Source organism: Pseudarthrobacter sp. W1I19, from assembly GCF_030817835.1.
GTDB lineage: Bacteria > Actinomycetota > Actinomycetes > Actinomycetales > Micrococcaceae > Arthrobacter.
The window spans coordinates 3,639,272-3,655,426 of record NZ_JAUSZR010000001.1 but is presented as its reverse complement, the minus strand read 5'-3'; the positions used below and the strand labels follow the sequence as shown (position 1 = coordinate 3,655,426).

The window sequence follows — 16,155 nt, the reverse complement described above, 5'->3', positions numbered from 1 at the left end:
GCAGAGCGCACGCGATGCACTATTATCCGCTTTCGTCAAGGGGGTTGAGGGGGTCGATTGTGCTGTTTTTCCGCGGATTTTCGCGGTTCGGGGCCCTTTTGCCGGCCGGTCATATGCCTGAATCGTGATAAACTGGTCTGCGGGAAAGGGGAAATGTCCACATGGTATTTGAGGTCGGCGAGACAGTAGTTTACCCTCACCACGGTGCTGCGAAGATTGAAGAAATCAAGATGCGCACCATCAAGGGCGAAGAGAAAATGTATCTCAAGCTCAAGGTGGCTCAGGGTGATCTGACCATTGAAGTTCCAGCAGAGAATGTTGATCTTGTTGGGGTTCGGGACGTAGTGGGCAAGGAAGGCCTGGAGCACGTGTTTGATGTGCTTCGCGCCGAGTTCACCGAAGAGCCCACCAACTGGTCACGCAGGTACAAGGCAAATCTGGAGAAGCTTGCTTCCGGTGACGTCATCAAGGTAGCAGAGGTCGTCCGCGACCTGTGGCGCCGCGATCACGACCGGGGCCTTTCCGCAGGCGAGAAGCGAATGCTGGCCAAGGCCCGGCAGATTCTGATTTCAGAACTGGCGCTGGCTGAAAAGACCGACGAGGAGAAGGCTGCAAGCGTTCTCGACGAGGTCCTGGCTTCCTAAGAATTGAACCCTGGTGGCACCCAAGTGCCGCCGGGGCTTCTTTTTGCCCGGATTCAGGTCCGGGCGGGGCGGGCCGCAGCGACGTAGGCTAGTCCGCATGAGCGAAACTCCCACCCGCCTTGTCACCGCCGTGATCCTGGTGGCCGCCGGCTCCGGGCAGCGGCTTGGCTACGGCATGCCCAAAGCAGCCGTGCCCCTGGGCGGCGAACCAATTCTGATGCATGCCCTGCGGGGGATCGTTGCCTCCGGCGTCAGCAGCCAGGTGTGCATTGCGCTGCCGGCCGCGGACACCGCCCTGCGGCAGCTGTGCGAGGACTTCAGGGAGGAACTGGCCGACGGCGGCCCCCTCCTTTCGATTGTCGACGGCGGCGCCACCCGCGCTGACTCCGTCCGGGCTGGTATTGCTGCCCTGATGGACGGGATCGAGGCGGTCCTGGTCCACGACGCAGCCCGTGCACTGACCCCCGAATCCGTCTTCCACCGGGTGACTGACGCCCTGGCGGCCGGCGCTGCCGCGGTGATTCCCGCCGTCGCCGTTGTGGATACCGTCAAAACCGTTGCGGCGACCACCGGGGAGGACAGCGCCCTGGCGCCGGAGATCGTGACCGGTACCGCGCCGCGGGAGGAACTGCGCGCCGTGCAGACACCCCAGGGCTTCCAGCTCGGCACCCTCCTGAAAGCGCACGAGGCCGCCCGGACCCTGGACCCGCAGCAGTCCGCCGCCGTGACCGATGACGCCATGCTCGTGGAGATGCTGGGCACGCCGGTCCACGCGGTCCGCGGTTCCAGCCAGTCACTGAAGATCACCACCCCGCTGGACCTGATCATTGCCGAGGGACTGCTGGAAGGGCCCCTGGGCGCCCGGTGGGTGGAAGGCTAGGCATGGACATCACAGCGATTCTTCCCCGCACCGGCATAGGACTGGATGTCCATGCCTACGCCGCGGATGACGCGCCCCGTCCGCTCTGGCTTGGCGGCCTCTTCTGGGAGGGGGAACGTGGCCTGGCCGGGCACTCCGACGGTGACCCGGTGGCCCACGCGGCCGCTGACGCCCTTTTTTCGGCAGCGGGCATCGGCGACCTCGGAACGCACTTCGGAACCAGCCGCCCTGAGTTCGCCGGCGCGTCCGGGGTAACGCTGCTCTCGGAAGCCGCCCGGATTGTGCGCGCCGCCGGTTTTGAGATCGGCAATGTTGCGGTCCAGTTCGTGGCCAACCGGCCCAAGTTCGGCCCCCGGCGGGAGGAATCACAACGCGTTCTCAGCGAGGCGGCCGGCGCGCCCGTCAGCGTTACCGCCACCACCAGCGACGGGCTGGGGTTCGCGGGCCGCGGCGAAGGCATCAGCGCTGTGGCCACTGCACTGGTGTATCCAAGCCAGCCCGGCCCCATCGGCTAATCTGGAGCGGTGACCCTGCGCTTCTATGACACTGCCTCCGCCGAAGTCCGGAACTTCGTCCCCCTCGTCGAGGGCAAGGCCAGCCTCTACTACTGCGGCGCCACGGTGCAGGGCATGCCCCATGTTGGCCATATCCGCTCCGCCATTGCCTTCGACCAGCTCACCCGCTGGCTGCAATACCGCGGCCTCCGGGTCACGGTGGTCCGGAACGTCACGGACATCGACGACAAGATCCTTGCCAAGTCCGAGGCATCCTTCGCACCGGGTTTCGCGCCTGAGCCCGGGGAAGTGCCCGGGGAAGAGTGGTGGGCCCTCGCTTACCGTTACGAGCAGGAGTTCCTGAAGGCCTACGACGCCCTGGGCGTCTCCCGTCCCACCTACGAACCCCGCGCCACCGGCCACATCCCGGAAATGCATGCGCTCATCCAGCAATTGATCGACCGCGGCCACGCCTACCCGGCGCTGGACGACTCCGGCGATGTCTACTTCGACGTCCGTTCCTGGAGCAAATACGGTTCCCTCACCCGTCAGAACATCGATGACATGCAGGCAGCTCCCGACGCCGACCCCCGGGGCAAGCGCGATCCCCGCGACTTCGCGCTGTGGAAGGGTTCCAAGGTCGGAGAACCGGCGACGGCAAGCTGGGCTTCGCCCTGGGGTGCCGGCCGGCCGGGCTGGCACCTGGAATGCTCGGCCATGGTCACTAAATATCTCGGCACCGAGTTCGATATCCACGGCGGCGGCCTGGACCTGCGGTTCCCGCACCATGAAAACGAGCTGGCCCAGTCCCAGGCGGCAGGCCACCCGTTCGCCAACTTCTGGATGCACAACGGCATGGTCACCTACGAGGGCGAAAAGATGTCCAAGTCCATCGGGAACACCGTCAGCCCGGCCGAGATGCTGGAACTGGCCCCGCCCCGGGTGGTCCGGTACTACCTCGGCCAGGCGCACTACCGCTCAATCCTGGACTACCGTCCCACCTCGCTGCAGGAAGCCGCGGCCGCCGTCGAACGCATTGACGGGTTCCTCGCCAAAGCCGCCGCCAGGTTCGGAACTGACGCCGGTTTTGTACCCGGCACGTACGGCTCCTCCCCGGACACACTGAGTGCCTTCTCCGAAGCCATGGATGATGACCTCAACGTACCGCGCGCACTGGCAGCACTTCACGAAACGGTGCGCGCCGGCAACACCGCCCTTGCCGAAGGCAATGATGACGCGGCCCGACTCGCAATGCACACGGTGGCAGTGATGACCGACGTCCTCGGTCTCAACGCAGTGGCCGGTTCAGACGCCGGCAACAGCAAGGAAGCCGCCGCCCTCGACGTCCTGGTGCAGGCACAGCTGGACGCCCGGGCAGCTGCCAGGGCCGAAAAGAACTGGGCAGCATCCGACGCCATCCGGGACACCCTCAACCAGGCCGGCGTTGTGGTGGAGGACGGGCCGGACGGCCCAACCTGGAGCCTGAAACGGGACTGACACCCCACCCGGCACCGGACACCCAAACCGCGGATCGCTCGATTTTTCTTCGGTCAGTAGACTGGTAGGCAGATTCAGTCAACACAATCAAGGGTGGAACACAATGGCCAACAATGGTCGCCGATCGGTTAAAGCGAAGAAGGGCCCAACCATCGGAACCGGTGGCCATGGCCGCAAGGCCCTCGAAGGCAAGGGTCCTACGCCCAAGGCGGAGGACCGCCCGTACCACAAAGCGCACAAGGCCAAGCAGCTCTCCGAGCGCTCCGCCGCCAAGCGCAACCCGGGTGCCCGCAGCGCCGGTGCGGCCAAGTCCGGCCCCAAGGGACGCGCCACCGAAGAAGTGGTCACCGGCCGCAACTCGGTAGTCGAAGCGCTCCGGGCCGGCATCCCCGCCAAAGCCCTGCACGTGGCCATCCGCATCGAAATGGATGACAGGGTCAAGGAATCCCTGAAGATTGCTGCCGAGCGCGGCATCCCGTTGATGGAGACCGGTAAACCCGAGCTGGACCGGATGACCGATGACGCAGTGCACCAGGGCCTGGTGCTCCAGATCCCGCCCTACGAGTATCAGGACGCTTACGAACTCGCCGAAGACACTGTGGCGAAGTGGAAAAAAGGCTATATCGGCAACGCGCCGCTCTTCGTCGCCCTCGACGGCATCACGGACCCCCGCAACCTGGGCGCCATCATCCGCTCCGTATCCGCCTTCAGCGGCCACGGCGTGATCGTCCCCGAACGCCGCTCAGTGGGCGTCACCGCCTCCGCTTGGAAAACCAGCGCCGGGGCGGCCGTGCGTGTCCCGGTGGCACGCGCCTCCAATCTGAACAACGCGCTGAAGCAGTTCAAGAACATGGGCATCTTTGTCCTGGGCTTGGACGGCGACGGCGACGTCTCTCTTCCGGACCTCACCCTCGCCACCGAACCCGTATGCATCGTGGTGGGCTCCGAAGGCAAGGGCCTCAGCCGCCTGGTCCGCGAAAACTGCGACCAGATTGTGTCCATTCCGATCGACTCCGCGATGGAATCCCTGAACGCCTCGATGGCCGTTGGCATCTCGCTGTATGAAGTGTCCCGCCAGCGCGCGGCAAAATAGCAGGTCAGTGGCGGCTAAAATTTAGGTGATGGTTATGCCGCTCTTTGATACTGCTGCTTCCGCCACGGATGCCTCAACGGCTGTTCCACTCGGTGTCAGTGTCCCGCGCGCGGCCACGGCCCGTGGAGGCTCAACCGGCAACGGAAAGGGGCCCGCTGCGCAGGCCAACGTTGCCTGTTACGCCCCCGGGGTCCGGAACCTGGAAATTGTCTACAAGGCTCCCGGCGGCGACTGGCGTGTCCAGGCGCTTCCCAATGTGAGCCAGGACGTCCATCACGGGATAGTGGACAACCTGCCATACGGTTCCAGATATGGCTTCCGGAAAGCGGCCGGCGGGGAGTCCCTGCCACTGGCTGTGCCGGCGGGCGGCATGGACGACGACGGCGGGCAGCCGCTGCTGCTGGACCCTTACGGCCGCGCCGTGGACCAGTCAGAGGGTTTCCTGGCGAGCGTGCGGACGGCCGGCGATTTCGACTGGGGAGAGGACTCGCGGCTGAAGCTGCCGTGGCGGGACACCATTGTCTATGAGGCCCATGTCCGCGGGCAGAGCATGCTCCACCCGGACGTCCCCCGGGAACTCCGCGGCACCTACGCCGGCCTGGCCCACCCTGCCATCGTTGAGCACTTTAAAAGCCTGGGTATCACGTCCGTCCAACTGCTGCCCGTGCACTTCCATCTGGATGAACCGCATTTACAGGACCTGGGCCTGACCAACTACTGGGGTTACAACACCGCCGTCTTTTTCGCCCCGCACCCCGGCTACGCCACCAGGGCGGCGCAGGAGGCCGGCCCCCAGGCGGTCCAGGACGAGTTCAAGGGCATGGTCAAGGCGCTGCACGCCGCCGGGCTGGAAGTCATCCTGGACGTGGTGTACAACCACACGGCCGAGGGCGGTGCCGGTGGCCAGACGTTCAGCTTCCGGGGCCTGGGGGAGGACACCTACTACCGCACCGACGGGAACGGCAAGTATGTGGACACCACTGGTTGCGGCAACAGCCTGGACTTTTCCCGGCCCCAAGTGGTGCAACTGGTCCTGGACTCATTGCGGTACTGGGTGGATGAGTTCCACATCGACGGCTTCCGGTTTGACTTGGCGGTGACGCTCTGCCGGAATGCCGCCAACGAGTTCGATCCCAAACACCCGTTCCTGGAAGACATTGCAGCGGATCCCGTCCTGTCCGATGTGAAGCTTATCGCCGAACCCTGGGATGTGGGCTACGGCGGCTGGCAGACCGGGCGGTTCCCGGCGGGCTGGGCAGACTGGAACGACCACTTCCGCGACGCCGTGCGCTCCTTCTGGCTGGCGGACCGGGCTTCCCTTGAGTCCGGCGGCCAGGGCGGTTCGGTGTCCAGGCTCGCGGACGTGCTCTCAGGGTCCGCCGCCCTCTTCGCCGCGTCCGGCCGTTCACGCCTGGCGTCGCTGAACTACATCACCTCCCACGATGGCTTCACCATGAACGATCTTGTCTCTTATGACCGGAAGCACAACGAGGCCAACGGCGAGCAGAACCGGGACGGGCACGGCGACAACCGCAGCTACAACCACGGTTTTGAAGGCCCCACCGAGGACGGCGCCATCCTCGCCGCGCGTGCGCAGTCGCGCCGGAACCTGATGGCTTCGCTGATGGTATCCCTCGGCGTCCCCATGATCACCGCGGGAGACGAGCTGGCGCGGACCCAGCAGGGAAACAACAACGCCTACTGCCAGGACAACGCCATCGCCTGGCTCGACTGGACCGCGACGCCCGAATCCCACGAGATGCTCCGCAGCACCAAGCGTTACATCCGCCTGCGGAAGGAGTTCCTGGCCGCACAGCCCCATGACTTCCCGGTGCAGGACGGACAGTCCTATCTCCACTGGTTCGACCACACCGGCCAGCCTATGTCGATGGAACGCTGGAATGATCCGCAGCACCGCGTGGTGCAGCTCCTGCTCGGCTCCGACGACGGCACCCTGGCCGGCCTGGTGGTCGTGAACGGCAATACCTCGGACGTGCAGATCACCCTGCCCCGCGTCGCTGCAGAAGGCGCCGACCACCGCCAGTTCGAGCTCCGGCTGACCACATCGCCGCTGCACGAGCTCCGGCAGGGCCTCAGGGTTTCCCCTGGGGAGAAGGACCTCGTCGAGGCCAACTCCATCAACATCTACCGCACGTAGCCGCCCCGGAGAATCCATGCGCAACCGCAACATCCTGCCCTTGCTGCTGACCGCATTTGTTGTGCTGGCGCTCCTGGCGTTCGGCGGCACCGGAGTCCTGGGCCAGCTGACGCAAAGTACGACGGCGGATGGCACCTCGAGCGCTGCCCCGGTGCCGCCTGCACCCACCGCTGCTGCGCCCGGCTCAGGGGGCGCCGCTGCGCCCCCTGCATCCGTCCCGGACAACCCGTCAGGACTGCGGGAGGTGCGCGAGTCCGCCCTTCCTGCCGAAGCCCGGAGCACGCTTGGCCTCATACGGGCCGGGGGACCCTTCCGCTACAGCCAGGACAACCAGGCGTTCGGAAACTTTGAACGGATCCTCCCGCGGAGGGACAGGGGCTATTACCGCGAATACACTGTGCCCACGCCCGGAGAATCAGATCGGGGAGCCCGGCGCATCGTCGCCGGCGATGGCGGGGAAAAGTACTACACCGATGATCACTACGAGACATTTCGATTCATAGTGGAAGGCAGCTAACACAGCCATGAAGATCTACTCCGGCGATACCTGGACCTTGGAAGAGCTGCAGGAGCAGGTGGCAGACGCCGGACGCCGCAGCCTGGTGGTTCCCGCAGCCGACAGCAAAAGAGCCGTCCTGGAAACCTTTGGCGAGGTCCTGAACTTCCCGGAACACTACGGCGTGAACCTGGATGCCCTCAACGATTCACTCCATGACTTCGCGGACAGCATCACGGAGAACGGCAATCCGCCGGTCACGGTCCTCTGGCAGGTGGCTGCCCCGTTCCGCGCCGACCGGTCCTTCGGGGTCATGTGCGAGGTCCTCCAGGACGCCGAGCGCTATGCCGGAAAGGACCTGGCCGTTACCGCCGTCCTGCTCTAAGCCCAGCCCTGTTTCAACCAGCCCCGCCCTGGCCGCGCTCTTCCTGCCCGGTGTACGTGTCCAGCAGGTCCAGTGCCCGGCCGCCGCCGTCCTCTTCGGCAAGGGCCTTGCGCATGCTTTCGGCCTTCGCCTTCCCACCCGGGAAGGGTGGGAGGAGGGGAACCTCGGGGTCGGTCAGGACCTCGATCACCACCGGCCGGTCCGCTGCGAACGCCCGCTCCCAGGCGTCCCCAAGAAGCTCCGGATCCTCCACCCGGATACCCGTGAAACCCAGCAGTTCGGCGTAGCCCGCGAACGGAAAGTCCGGGAGCTCCTGGCTGTCCCGGAACCTGGGCTCGCCCTCGGACTCGCGCTGCTCCCAGGTGACTTCCGTGAGCTCCCGGTTGTTGAAGACGCACACAATGAACCGCGGGTCCTGCCACTGCCGCCAGCGGTGCGCCACGGTTACCAGTTCGGCGATCCCGGCCATCTGCATGGCGCCGTCCCCGGCCAGTGCCACCAGCGGCCGGTCCGGGTGCGCAAGCTTTGCGGCAATGCCGTACGGGATGGAGCAGCCCATGCTGGCCAGCGTGCCCGAAAGGTGCGCTGGAACGCCTGGCGGAAGGACCAGCTGGCGGGCATACCAGTAAACGCAACTGCCGACGTCGATACTTAACTGCGCGTTGGCCGGCAGCCGGCCGTTCAGCTCCCGCACCACCCGCTCCGGGTTCACCGGGCTGGCCGGGACAGCTGCGCGTTCCTCCGCCAACGCCCGCCAGCGGACCACTTCCTGTTCGACGTCGTCACGCCACTGTCCGCGGGGACGCGCCGTCAGCCGTGAACTGAGCGCCTGGAGTGCGGCCGCGGCGTCGCCGGCCAGGCCGACTTCGACCGGGTAGCGGTTGCCGATCTTCCGCTCGTCGATGTCGATCTGGACGGCCCGGGCGGCGCCGGGCGGCGGATAAAACTCCGTCCAGGGATCGTTCGAACCCACAATGAGCAGGGCGTCGCAGTTTCCCAGCAGGTGCGCACTTGCCGTGCTCCCCAAATGTCCCATCGTGCCCACGGCAAAGGGCAGGGTTTCGTCCACGTACGGTTTGCCCAACAGGCTGGTGGCGATCCCGGCGCCAAGCTGTTCGGCGACAGCCACCACGTCCGCCCCGGCGTGGCGGGCGCCCTGGCCAACAAGGAGCGCCACCTTCGTGGCGCCGTTGAGGATCACGGCGGCCGCCTCCAGGTCTTCCGTTCGAGGGATCTTGGCAGAGGTGCTCCAGGAGGGTGCGGTGACCACCACGCCGTGCTGCTGCTCCAGCTCGGGCGCGGGCGCGGACTGGATGTCATGCGGCAGGATCACCACGCAGGGCGACGAGGTGGCCTTTGCCGTCCGGAACGCACGGTCCAGGACCATGGGCAGCTGCTCAGGGGCGCTGACCTGTTGCACGAACTGGGCTGCAACGTCCTTGAACAGAACGGTAAGCTCGATTTCCTGCATGTAGGCCGAGCCCAGCACGGTGCGGCTTTGCTGGCCCACGATGGCCACCACGGGGACGCCGTCGAGCTTTGCGTCGTACAGGCCGTTCAGCAGGTGGACGGCGCCCGGCCCCTGGGTGGAGGTCACTACACCCACCCCGCCGGTGTACTTGGCGTGGCCCACTGCCATAAAGGCCGCGGTTTCCTCGTGCCGTGCCTGCACGAATTCAACGCGGCCTTCCGCCCGGCGCAAGGCCCCCATGAACCCGTTGATCCCGTCCCCGCTGTAGCCGAACACGCGGCTGACGCCCCATGTTTCGAGCCGGTCAACTATCAGGTCTGCCACCGTACGGTCGTTCATGGGTTCCTCCTGCTGCGTTTCTCCTGCCGCGCGTCCGGCGTCAGCCCTTACGCGTTAACGATCAGTCCCAGCTCAGCCTTGGATGCCAGTGCGTCATGCCGCGGCAGCACCCTGACGGTATAACCGAAGGACCCGGAACGGTCGATCACCAGGGAACCGCTGAACAGGTGCCGGCCGCTGCCCAGGTCTTCCTGGACTTTGAGTTCCATCACGGTGATCTCAGCCAAAGTGTCGCTTTCCTCGGCCCGGCCGTAGGCCACTTCCACGCTGACGTCCTCGGGGGTGAGGCTGTTCAGGGCCACGTAGGCATTGACCTGGAGGGTGTCGCCGATCTGCGGATCCTCGGAAACCCCTACCGAGTCCACATGCTCAACGTGCACGTGCGGCCAGGCGGAGCGGACGTTGGCCGTCCAGGCTGCGAGGTTGCGGGCCTGCGAGTACGAATTCGCACCGGCGCTGCGTCCCGCCTCCGCCGCCGGGCGGTAGAGGATGTTCACGTAGTCGCGCAGCATACGCTCGGCCGAGACCTTCGGTCCCAGGTGCGAGAGCGTGTGCTTGATCATGGATACCCAGTGCGTCGGCACCTTCTCGGCACCCGACGCTGTGGACGGCCCTGCGGCGCCCGCGCTTTCGGACACCGTGCTGCCGTAGAAGCGCGGCGCCACCTGGGTTTCCAGGAGTTCATACAGGGCGGCGGCCTCGATATCGTCGCGTTCCTCCGGCGATGCGCCGTTATTGGCGGTGGGAATCGCCCAGCCGTTTTCGCCGTCGTACATCTCGTCCCACCAGCCGTCCAGGACGGAGAGGTTCAGCGAACCGTTCAGGGCGGCCTTCATGCCCGAGGTTCCGCAGGCCTCAAGCGGACGGAGCGGGTTGTTCAACCACACATCGCAGCCCGGGAAGAGGGTGCGCGCCATCGCGATGTCGTAGTTCGGCAGGAACGCGATGCGGTGGCGGACCTCGGGATCATCCGTGAAGCGGACCAGGTCCTGGATCATCTTTTTGCCCGCGTCGTCAGCGGGGTGGGATTTGCCGGCGATGACCAGCTGGATGGGGTGTTCCTTGTGCAGCAGCAGTGCCTTGAGCCTTTCGGGCTCGCGCAGCATCAGCGTGAGGCGCTTGTACGTGGGAACACGGCGGGCGAACCCGATGGTGAGCACGTCCGGGTCCAGGACGTTGTCCGTCCAGCCCAGCTCGGCGTCCGCGGCGCCGCGTTTCTTCCAGGCGGCGCGCAGCCGCTTGCGGACATCCTCCACCAGGGCTGCCCGCATCTCGCGGCGCAATGCCCACACGTCGGCATCGCTGACGTTGTAGGCCAGGTCCCACCGGCCGTTGGCTTCCGCTTCGCTGCCGAACTGGTCCCGGGCGAGCTTGGAAATCCTGCTGTCCACCCACGTCGGCACGTGCACGCCGTTGGTGACAGACGTGATGGGTACTTCGGAGTGGTCGAATCCCGGCCACAGGGCAGAGAACATGCCGCGGGACACTTCCCCGTGCAGCTTGGCCACGCCGTTGGCACGCTGTGCCAGCCGCAAGCCCATCACGGCCATGTTGAACACTGACGCGTTGCCGTCGGCGTAGTTTTCCCTGCCCAGTTCCAGGATCCGGTCCACTGGCACATCCGGTGCCAGGCCGGCCTGGAAGAAGTGGTGGATCTGCGCGATCTCAAAGCGGTCGATGCCCGCAGGCACCGGCGTGTGGGTGGTGAAAACGGTGGATGCACGGCCGGCAGCCAATGCCTCGTCAAAGGTCAGTGCCTCGTCCCCGGCCATCAGTTCCTGGATGCGTTCGATGCCCAGGAAGCCGGCGTGGCCCTCGTTGGTGTGGAAAACCTCCGGGGCCACCGTTCCGGTGAGCTTCTGGAAGGCGCGCAGTGCCTTGACTCCGCCCATGCCCAGCAGCAGCTCCTGCTGCAGCCGGTGGTCCCCGCCGCCGCCGTACAGGCGGTCGGTGATGCTGCGGGCCGCTTCGTCGTTGCCCGGGACGTTGGAATCCAGGAGCAGCAGCGGGACACGGCCGACGTCGGCCCGCCAGATGTGTGCCAGCAGGCGCCGGTTGTTGGGAAGGGGCAGCGAGACCTGCAGGGGGCGGCCGTTGCCGTCCGGGGAAGGCTCGCGGAGCAGGGTGAGCGGGAGACCGTCAGGATCCAGGACCGGGTAGGTTTCCTGCTGCCAGGCATCCCGGGAGAGGGACTGCTTGAAGTACCCGGCCTGGTACAGCAGGCCAACGCCGATCAGGGGCACGCCAAGGTCCGAGGCGGCCTTCAGGTGGTCGCCGGCCAGGATGCCAAGGCCGCCGGAGTACTGCGGAAGGACTTCAGTGATGCCGAATTCGGGGGAGAAGTAGGCAATCGCGGCCGGCGCGTCCGGCCCCAGGCCCTGGTACCAGCGTGGCTCCTCGAGGTAGCGGTCGAGGTCCTCCTCGGCGGCGCGTACGCGTTCCACCACCGACTGGTCCGCAGCCAGCTGCTGCAGCTCTTCGCGGCTCACCAGGCCCAGGAAACCGACCGGATCCTCACCGCTTTCAGTCCAGAGCCGGGGGTTCAGCCCGGCGAAGAGTTCGCGGGTGGGGCGGTGCCAGGACCAGCGCAAATTGCTGGCCAGCCGGGCCAGCGGGCGGATGGGCTCGGGGAGGACTGTTCGGACCGTAAATCTGCGGATTGCCTTCACCTGCGTCACACTAACGGACAACATGGGCAGCCGGAACCAGCTTTGGGTTTCTTTTGGGTAAATGACTGTTGGCGTCCAGGAAATGACGCAGCCCGCAACAAAATTAGGGAGCAGGCTTAGCAATCTTCGCCATTTCTCGCTAACGTCGAGCGTGTGACGACTAACTCAGGAACCAGTGCCGCATTAGACAATAAACCGAAGGTCCGCATCACTGACGGCCTCCGGTTTGGACGTTTTCCCATCACCGCCGTGCAGCCGGTGGTGGAAGGTGGAAGATTCCCCGCCAAGGCCCTGCCGGGTGAGGGGATAGTCGTTGGAGCCACGGCGTTCCGCGAGGGGCATGACATGCTCGGAGTCAGTGCCGTGCTCCTGGATCCCGAAGGCAACGAGCGCCAGCGCGTGAGGCTCGCACCTCCACGCGGGGAACGCGGCATGGGAACGGACCGCTGGGAAGGTGTGCTCACGCCGTCGGACGTTGGCAACTGGTCCTTTGTCATCGAAGCCTGGCACGACCGCTACGGCACCTGGCACCACAACGCCGAGGTGAAGGTGGCTGCCGGAATCGACGTGGAACTGATGCTCGCCGAGGGCGCGGCGCTGCTGGGTGAAGCCTCCGAGGACTGCTCCCGCAGCGAGGCGGACCGGGCAACATTGCGCTGGGTCGCCGACCGGCTGGCAGACAGGTCGCTCAGCCCCGAAGAGCGCCTCGCCGCCGGGTTCAGCAACGGGGTGGCCGAAATCGTGCGCCGCGAGCCCATTCGCGAACTGGTGACAATCTCCGAGCAGTTCCCGCTGCTGGTTGAGCGCGACCTCGCCGGCCGCGGCGCCTGGTACGAGTTCTTCCCCCGTTCCGAAGGCGCGGTCCGCAACCACGAAACGGGTACCTGGACCTCCGGCAACTTCCGCACAGCTGCGAAGCGCCTGGACGCCGTTGCTGCCATGGGCTTCGACGTCCTGTACATGCCGCCCATCCACCCCATCGGCGTCCAGCACCGCAAGGGTCCCAACAACACACTGATCGCCGGCCCCAACGATCCCGGGTCGCCGTGGGCCATCGGCGCCAAGGAAGGCGGCCACGACGCCATCCATCCGGACCTTGGCACGTTCGAGGACTTCGATGCTTTTGTAGCGCGGGCCAACGAACTGGGCCTGGAAGTTGCCCTGGACCTGGCCCTGCAGGCCGCGCCGGACCACCCCTGGGTCCAGTCGAACCCGGAATGGTTCACCACCCGGGTGGACGGCAGCATTGCCTATGCCGAAAACCCGCCCAAGAAGTACCAGGACATTTACCCCCTGAATTTCGATAATGACCCGGAGGGGCTCTCAAACGAAATTCTGCGTATTGTCCTGCTGTGGGTCAGCCACGGCGTAAAGATATTCCGCGTCGATAACCCGCACACCAAACCGGTGTGGTTCTGGGAATGGCTCATTGCGGAGGTGAATAAAGAGGTTCCGGGCGTTGTCTTCCTCGCGGAAGCCTTCACCCGCCCCGCCATGATGCACGCGCTGGGCCGGGCCGGGTTCCAGCAGTCCTACACCTACTTCACCTGGCGGAACACCAAGAAGGAGATCGAGGACTACTTCACCGAAGTCAGCCACGAGTCCCCCGCCTTCTTCCGGCCCAACTTCTTTGTGAACACCCCGGACATCCTCACCGAATACCTCCAGTTCGGCGGCCCGGCGGCCTTCAAGATCAGGGCCGCGCTGGCGTCCACGGCAAGCCCCCTGTGGGGCGTCTACGCCGGCTACGAACTTTATGAGCACGTTGCCCGGCCCGGAGCCGAAGAGTACATCGACAATGAAAAGTTCGAATACAAAGCGCGTGACTGGGACGCCGCGGCCCACTCCGGGCGGACCCTGGCACCGTACATCACCCGGTTGAACGAGCTCCGGCACGCGCACCCCGCGCTGCAGGACCTGCAGAACCTCACCGTGCATCACACAACGGACAATTCCACGGTTGCCTACTCGAAGCACAAAACGCTCCCGGACGGATCCAAGGACACCATCATCGTGGTGGTGAACGTGGATCCACACGTCACCAAGGAGTGCAGTGTCTCCCTGGACCTCGCGGCCCTGGAGCTGGACCCGGAAGACCGCACTGCGAACGGCGGCTTTTATGTGGACGACCTCATTTCCGGGGAAAGCTGGGAATGGGGCGAATTCAACTACGTCCGCCTCGACCCGCACGTTGAGCCCGCACACATCCTGAGTGTCAGGAGAGCGCATCAGTGAGTTTTAATCCGCAAAGTTCGGGCCGGCATTTCACGCCGAAGAGCACCTTCGAACTGAACGCGCCGGGCCTGCAGCACGATCCTCTGTGGTACCGGAAGGCCGTTTTCTATGAGGTCCTCGTCAGAGCTTTTGCGGATGCCAACGGTGACGGCTCGGGAGATTTCTCGGGCCTCATCGACAGGCTCGACTACCTGCAGTGGCTGGGCGTGGACTGCCTCTGGCTGCCCCCGTTCTTCCAGTCGCCGCTGCGCGACGGCGGATACGACATCTCCGACTACAACTCGGTGCTGGACGAGTTCGGCACCATTACCGATTTCAAGCGGCTGGTGGCGGAAGCACACGCCAGGGGCGTGCGGGTCATCATCGACCTGCCCCTGAACCACACCTCGGACCAGCATCCGTGGTTCCAGGAATCGCGGAAGGACCCCGACGGCCCGTACGGCGACTTCTATGTGTGGAGTGACACGGACGAGAAGTACCAGGACGCCCGGATCATCTTTGTGGACACCGAGGAATCAAACTGGACGTTCGACCCCATCCGGCGGCAGTTTTTCTGGCACCGGTTCTTCAGCCACCAGCCCGACCTGAACTTCGAGAACCCCAAGGTCATCGAGGCCCTGTTCGACGTGGTGCGGTTCTGGCTCGACCAGGGCATCGACGGGTTCCGTGCCGACGCCATCCCCTACCTTTATGAGGAGGAGGGCACCAACTGCGAGAACCTGCCAGCCACCCACGAATTCCTCCGCAGGCTGCGCGCCATGGTGGACGAGAGTTACCCCGGCCGCGTCATCATTGCTGAGGCCAACCAGCCGCCCAACGAGGTGGTGGAGTACTTCGGCACGGAAGAGGAACCCGAATGCCACATGGCCTTCCATTTCCCGATCATGCCGCGCCTGTACTACGCGCTCCGGGACCAAAAGGCCGCGCCCATCATTGAGACCATGCAGGACACACCGGATATCCCCGAGGGCGCGCAGTGGGGAACCTTCCTGCGGAACCATGACGAGCTGACCCTTGAGATGGTCACCGCGGACGAGCGGGCCGCCATGCTTGGCTGGTACGCGCCGGACCCCCGAATGCGGGCCAACATCGGCATCCGCCGCCGGCTGGCGCCCCTGCTGGACAACTCCAGGGCAGAAATCGAACTGATCAACGCCCTGCTGCTCTCGCTGCCCGGCAGCCCGTTCCTGTATTACGGGGACGAGATCGGCATGGGGGACAACATCTGGCTCGAAGACCGGGACGCCGTCCGCACCCCCATGCAGTGGAACCCCGACCGCAACGCAGGCTTCTCCCACGCGGACCCCGGCAAGCTCTACCTGCCGGTCATCCAGTCCCTGGTCTATAACTACAACATGGCCAACGTCGAGGCCGAGGCTGCGCACTCGGGCTCCCTGCTCCGCTGGACCCGCCAGATCCTCAGCGTCCGCAAGAACCATCCCTCGTTCGGCCTCGGTTCCTTCAAACACGTTGAGGCGGACCACGACGCCGTGCTGGCCTACCTGAGGGAGCTGCCGGACGGCAATTCCGCCGGGGTGGACGGTGAAACCGTCCTGTGTGCCTTCAATCTCTCGCAGCATCCAGTGGCCGCCAGGCTGCGCATTCCCGATTACGCCGGCCGCGGCCTTCGGGATGTGTTCGGCGGCCAGCCATTTCCTGGCATCAACGAGGACGGGACGCTGACGCTGACCCTGGGCAGCCACGATTTTTTCTGGCTGCGGGTCCGCTCGGCAGCGTCCAATCCTTCGTCCCCCTATACGCAGGCAATGCCGATCCTCTCGATTGAGAACTGAC

The 16,155-nt window shown here is 65.4% G+C and carries 12 protein-coding genes; 10 read left to right on the top strand and 2 right to left on the bottom strand.

Going from position 1 to position 16,155, the window contains the following annotated elements:
• Positions 1-161 precede the first annotated feature (161 nt).
• The 8 genes from QF038_RS16815 (at position 162) to QF038_RS16780 (ending at position 7,647) form a co-directional block, all read left to right on the top strand.
• Entirely contained in the window at positions 162-644 is a 483-nt protein-coding gene (locus QF038_RS16815; RefSeq protein WP_011690592.1) for a CarD family transcriptional regulator, read from the top strand.
• Positions 645-741: 97 nt separating this feature from the next.
• Positions 742-1,524, top strand: a complete 783-nt coding sequence (gene ispD / locus QF038_RS16810) for a 2-C-methyl-D-erythritol 4-phosphate cytidylyltransferase (RefSeq protein ID WP_307611476.1) — start codon at positions 742-744, stop codon at positions 1,522-1,524.
• 2 nt (positions 1,525-1,526) lie between these two features.
• Positions 1,527-2,039, top strand: a complete 513-nt coding sequence (gene ispF / locus QF038_RS16805) for a 2-C-methyl-D-erythritol 2,4-cyclodiphosphate synthase (protein ID WP_307611474.1) — start codon at positions 1,527-1,529, stop codon at positions 2,037-2,039.
• Between the two features lie 9 nt (positions 2,040-2,048).
• On the top strand, positions 2,049-3,515 hold the full coding sequence (gene cysS / locus QF038_RS16800) for a cysteine--tRNA ligase (RefSeq protein ID WP_307611471.1): 1,467 nt from the start codon (positions 2,049-2,051) through the stop codon (positions 3,513-3,515).
• A 103-nt stretch (positions 3,516-3,618) separates the two neighbouring features.
• Positions 3,619-4,608: a 23S rRNA (guanosine(2251)-2'-O)-methyltransferase RlmB gene (gene rlmB, locus QF038_RS16795; protein WP_307611469.1), complete on the top strand. Its 990-nt coding sequence runs from the start codon at positions 3,619-3,621 to the stop codon at positions 4,606-4,608.
• Positions 4,609-4,636: 28 nt separating this feature from the next.
• Positions 4,637-6,766 (top strand): glycogen debranching protein GlgX, encoded by a 2,130-nt coding sequence (gene glgX / locus QF038_RS16790; RefSeq protein WP_307611467.1) that lies wholly within the window; start codon positions 4,637-4,639, stop codon positions 6,764-6,766.
• A 16-nt stretch (positions 6,767-6,782) separates the two neighbouring features.
• A complete protein-coding gene (locus QF038_RS16785; protein ID WP_307611465.1) occupies positions 6,783-7,283 on the top strand; it encodes a ribonuclease domain-containing protein in 501 nt (166 codons plus the stop codon).
• Between the two features lie 7 nt (positions 7,284-7,290).
• Positions 7,291-7,647 (top strand): barstar family protein, encoded by a 357-nt coding sequence (locus QF038_RS16780; RefSeq protein WP_142059007.1) that lies wholly within the window; start codon positions 7,291-7,293, stop codon positions 7,645-7,647.
• Between the two features lie 13 nt (positions 7,648-7,660).
• On the opposite strand, the gene QF038_RS16775 is transcribed toward QF038_RS16780, so the two are convergent.
• Positions 7,661-9,457: a thiamine pyrophosphate-requiring protein gene (locus QF038_RS16775; RefSeq protein WP_307611462.1), complete on the bottom strand. Its 1,797-nt coding sequence runs from the start codon at positions 9,455-9,457 to the stop codon at positions 7,661-7,663.
• A 47-nt stretch (positions 9,458-9,504) separates the two neighbouring features.
• A complete protein-coding gene (glgP, locus tag QF038_RS16770; protein ID WP_307611461.1) occupies positions 9,505-12,126 on the bottom strand; it encodes an alpha-glucan family phosphorylase in 2,622 nt (873 codons plus the stop codon).
• A 153-nt stretch (positions 12,127-12,279) separates the two neighbouring features.
• On the opposite strand from glgP, the gene QF038_RS16765 reads away from it, so the two are divergent.
• Positions 12,280-14,361, top strand: a complete 2,082-nt coding sequence (locus QF038_RS16765) for an alpha-1,4-glucan--maltose-1-phosphate maltosyltransferase (RefSeq protein WP_307611460.1) — start codon at positions 12,280-12,282, stop codon at positions 14,359-14,361.
• On the top strand, positions 14,358-16,154 hold the full coding sequence (gene treS, locus QF038_RS16760) for a maltose alpha-D-glucosyltransferase (RefSeq protein WP_307611457.1): 1,797 nt from the start codon (positions 14,358-14,360) through the stop codon (positions 16,152-16,154). Before QF038_RS16765 ends, treS begins: the two co-directional genes overlap by 4 nt.
• The last annotated feature ends 1 nt before the right edge of the window (position 16,155 follow it).

Bases quoted from the DNA above. Each gene is read 5' to 3' on its own strand.
- QF038_RS16815 (WP_011690592.1), top strand. From the start codon at position 162: ATGGTATTTGAGGTCGGCGAGACAGTAGTTTACCCTCACCACGGTGCT.
- ispD (WP_307611476.1), top strand. From the start codon at position 742: ATGAGCGAAACTCCCACCCGCCTTGTCACCGCCGTGATCCTGGTGGCC.
- ispF (WP_307611474.1), top strand. From the start codon at position 1,527: ATGGACATCACAGCGATTCTTCCCCGCACCGGCATAGGACTGGATGTC.
- rlmB (WP_307611469.1), top strand. From the start codon at position 3,619: ATGGCCAACAATGGTCGCCGATCGGTTAAAGCGAAGAAGGGCCCAACC.
- glgX (WP_307611467.1), top strand. From the start codon at position 4,637: ATGGTTATGCCGCTCTTTGATACTGCTGCTTCCGCCACGGATGCCTCA.
- QF038_RS16785 (WP_307611465.1), top strand. From the start codon at position 6,783: ATGCGCAACCGCAACATCCTGCCCTTGCTGCTGACCGCATTTGTTGTG.
- QF038_RS16780 (WP_142059007.1), top strand. From the start codon at position 7,291: ATGAAGATCTACTCCGGCGATACCTGGACCTTGGAAGAGCTGCAGGAG.
- QF038_RS16775 (WP_307611462.1), bottom strand. From the start codon at position 9,457: ATGAACGACCGTACGGTGGCAGACCTGATAGTTGACCGGCTCGAAACA.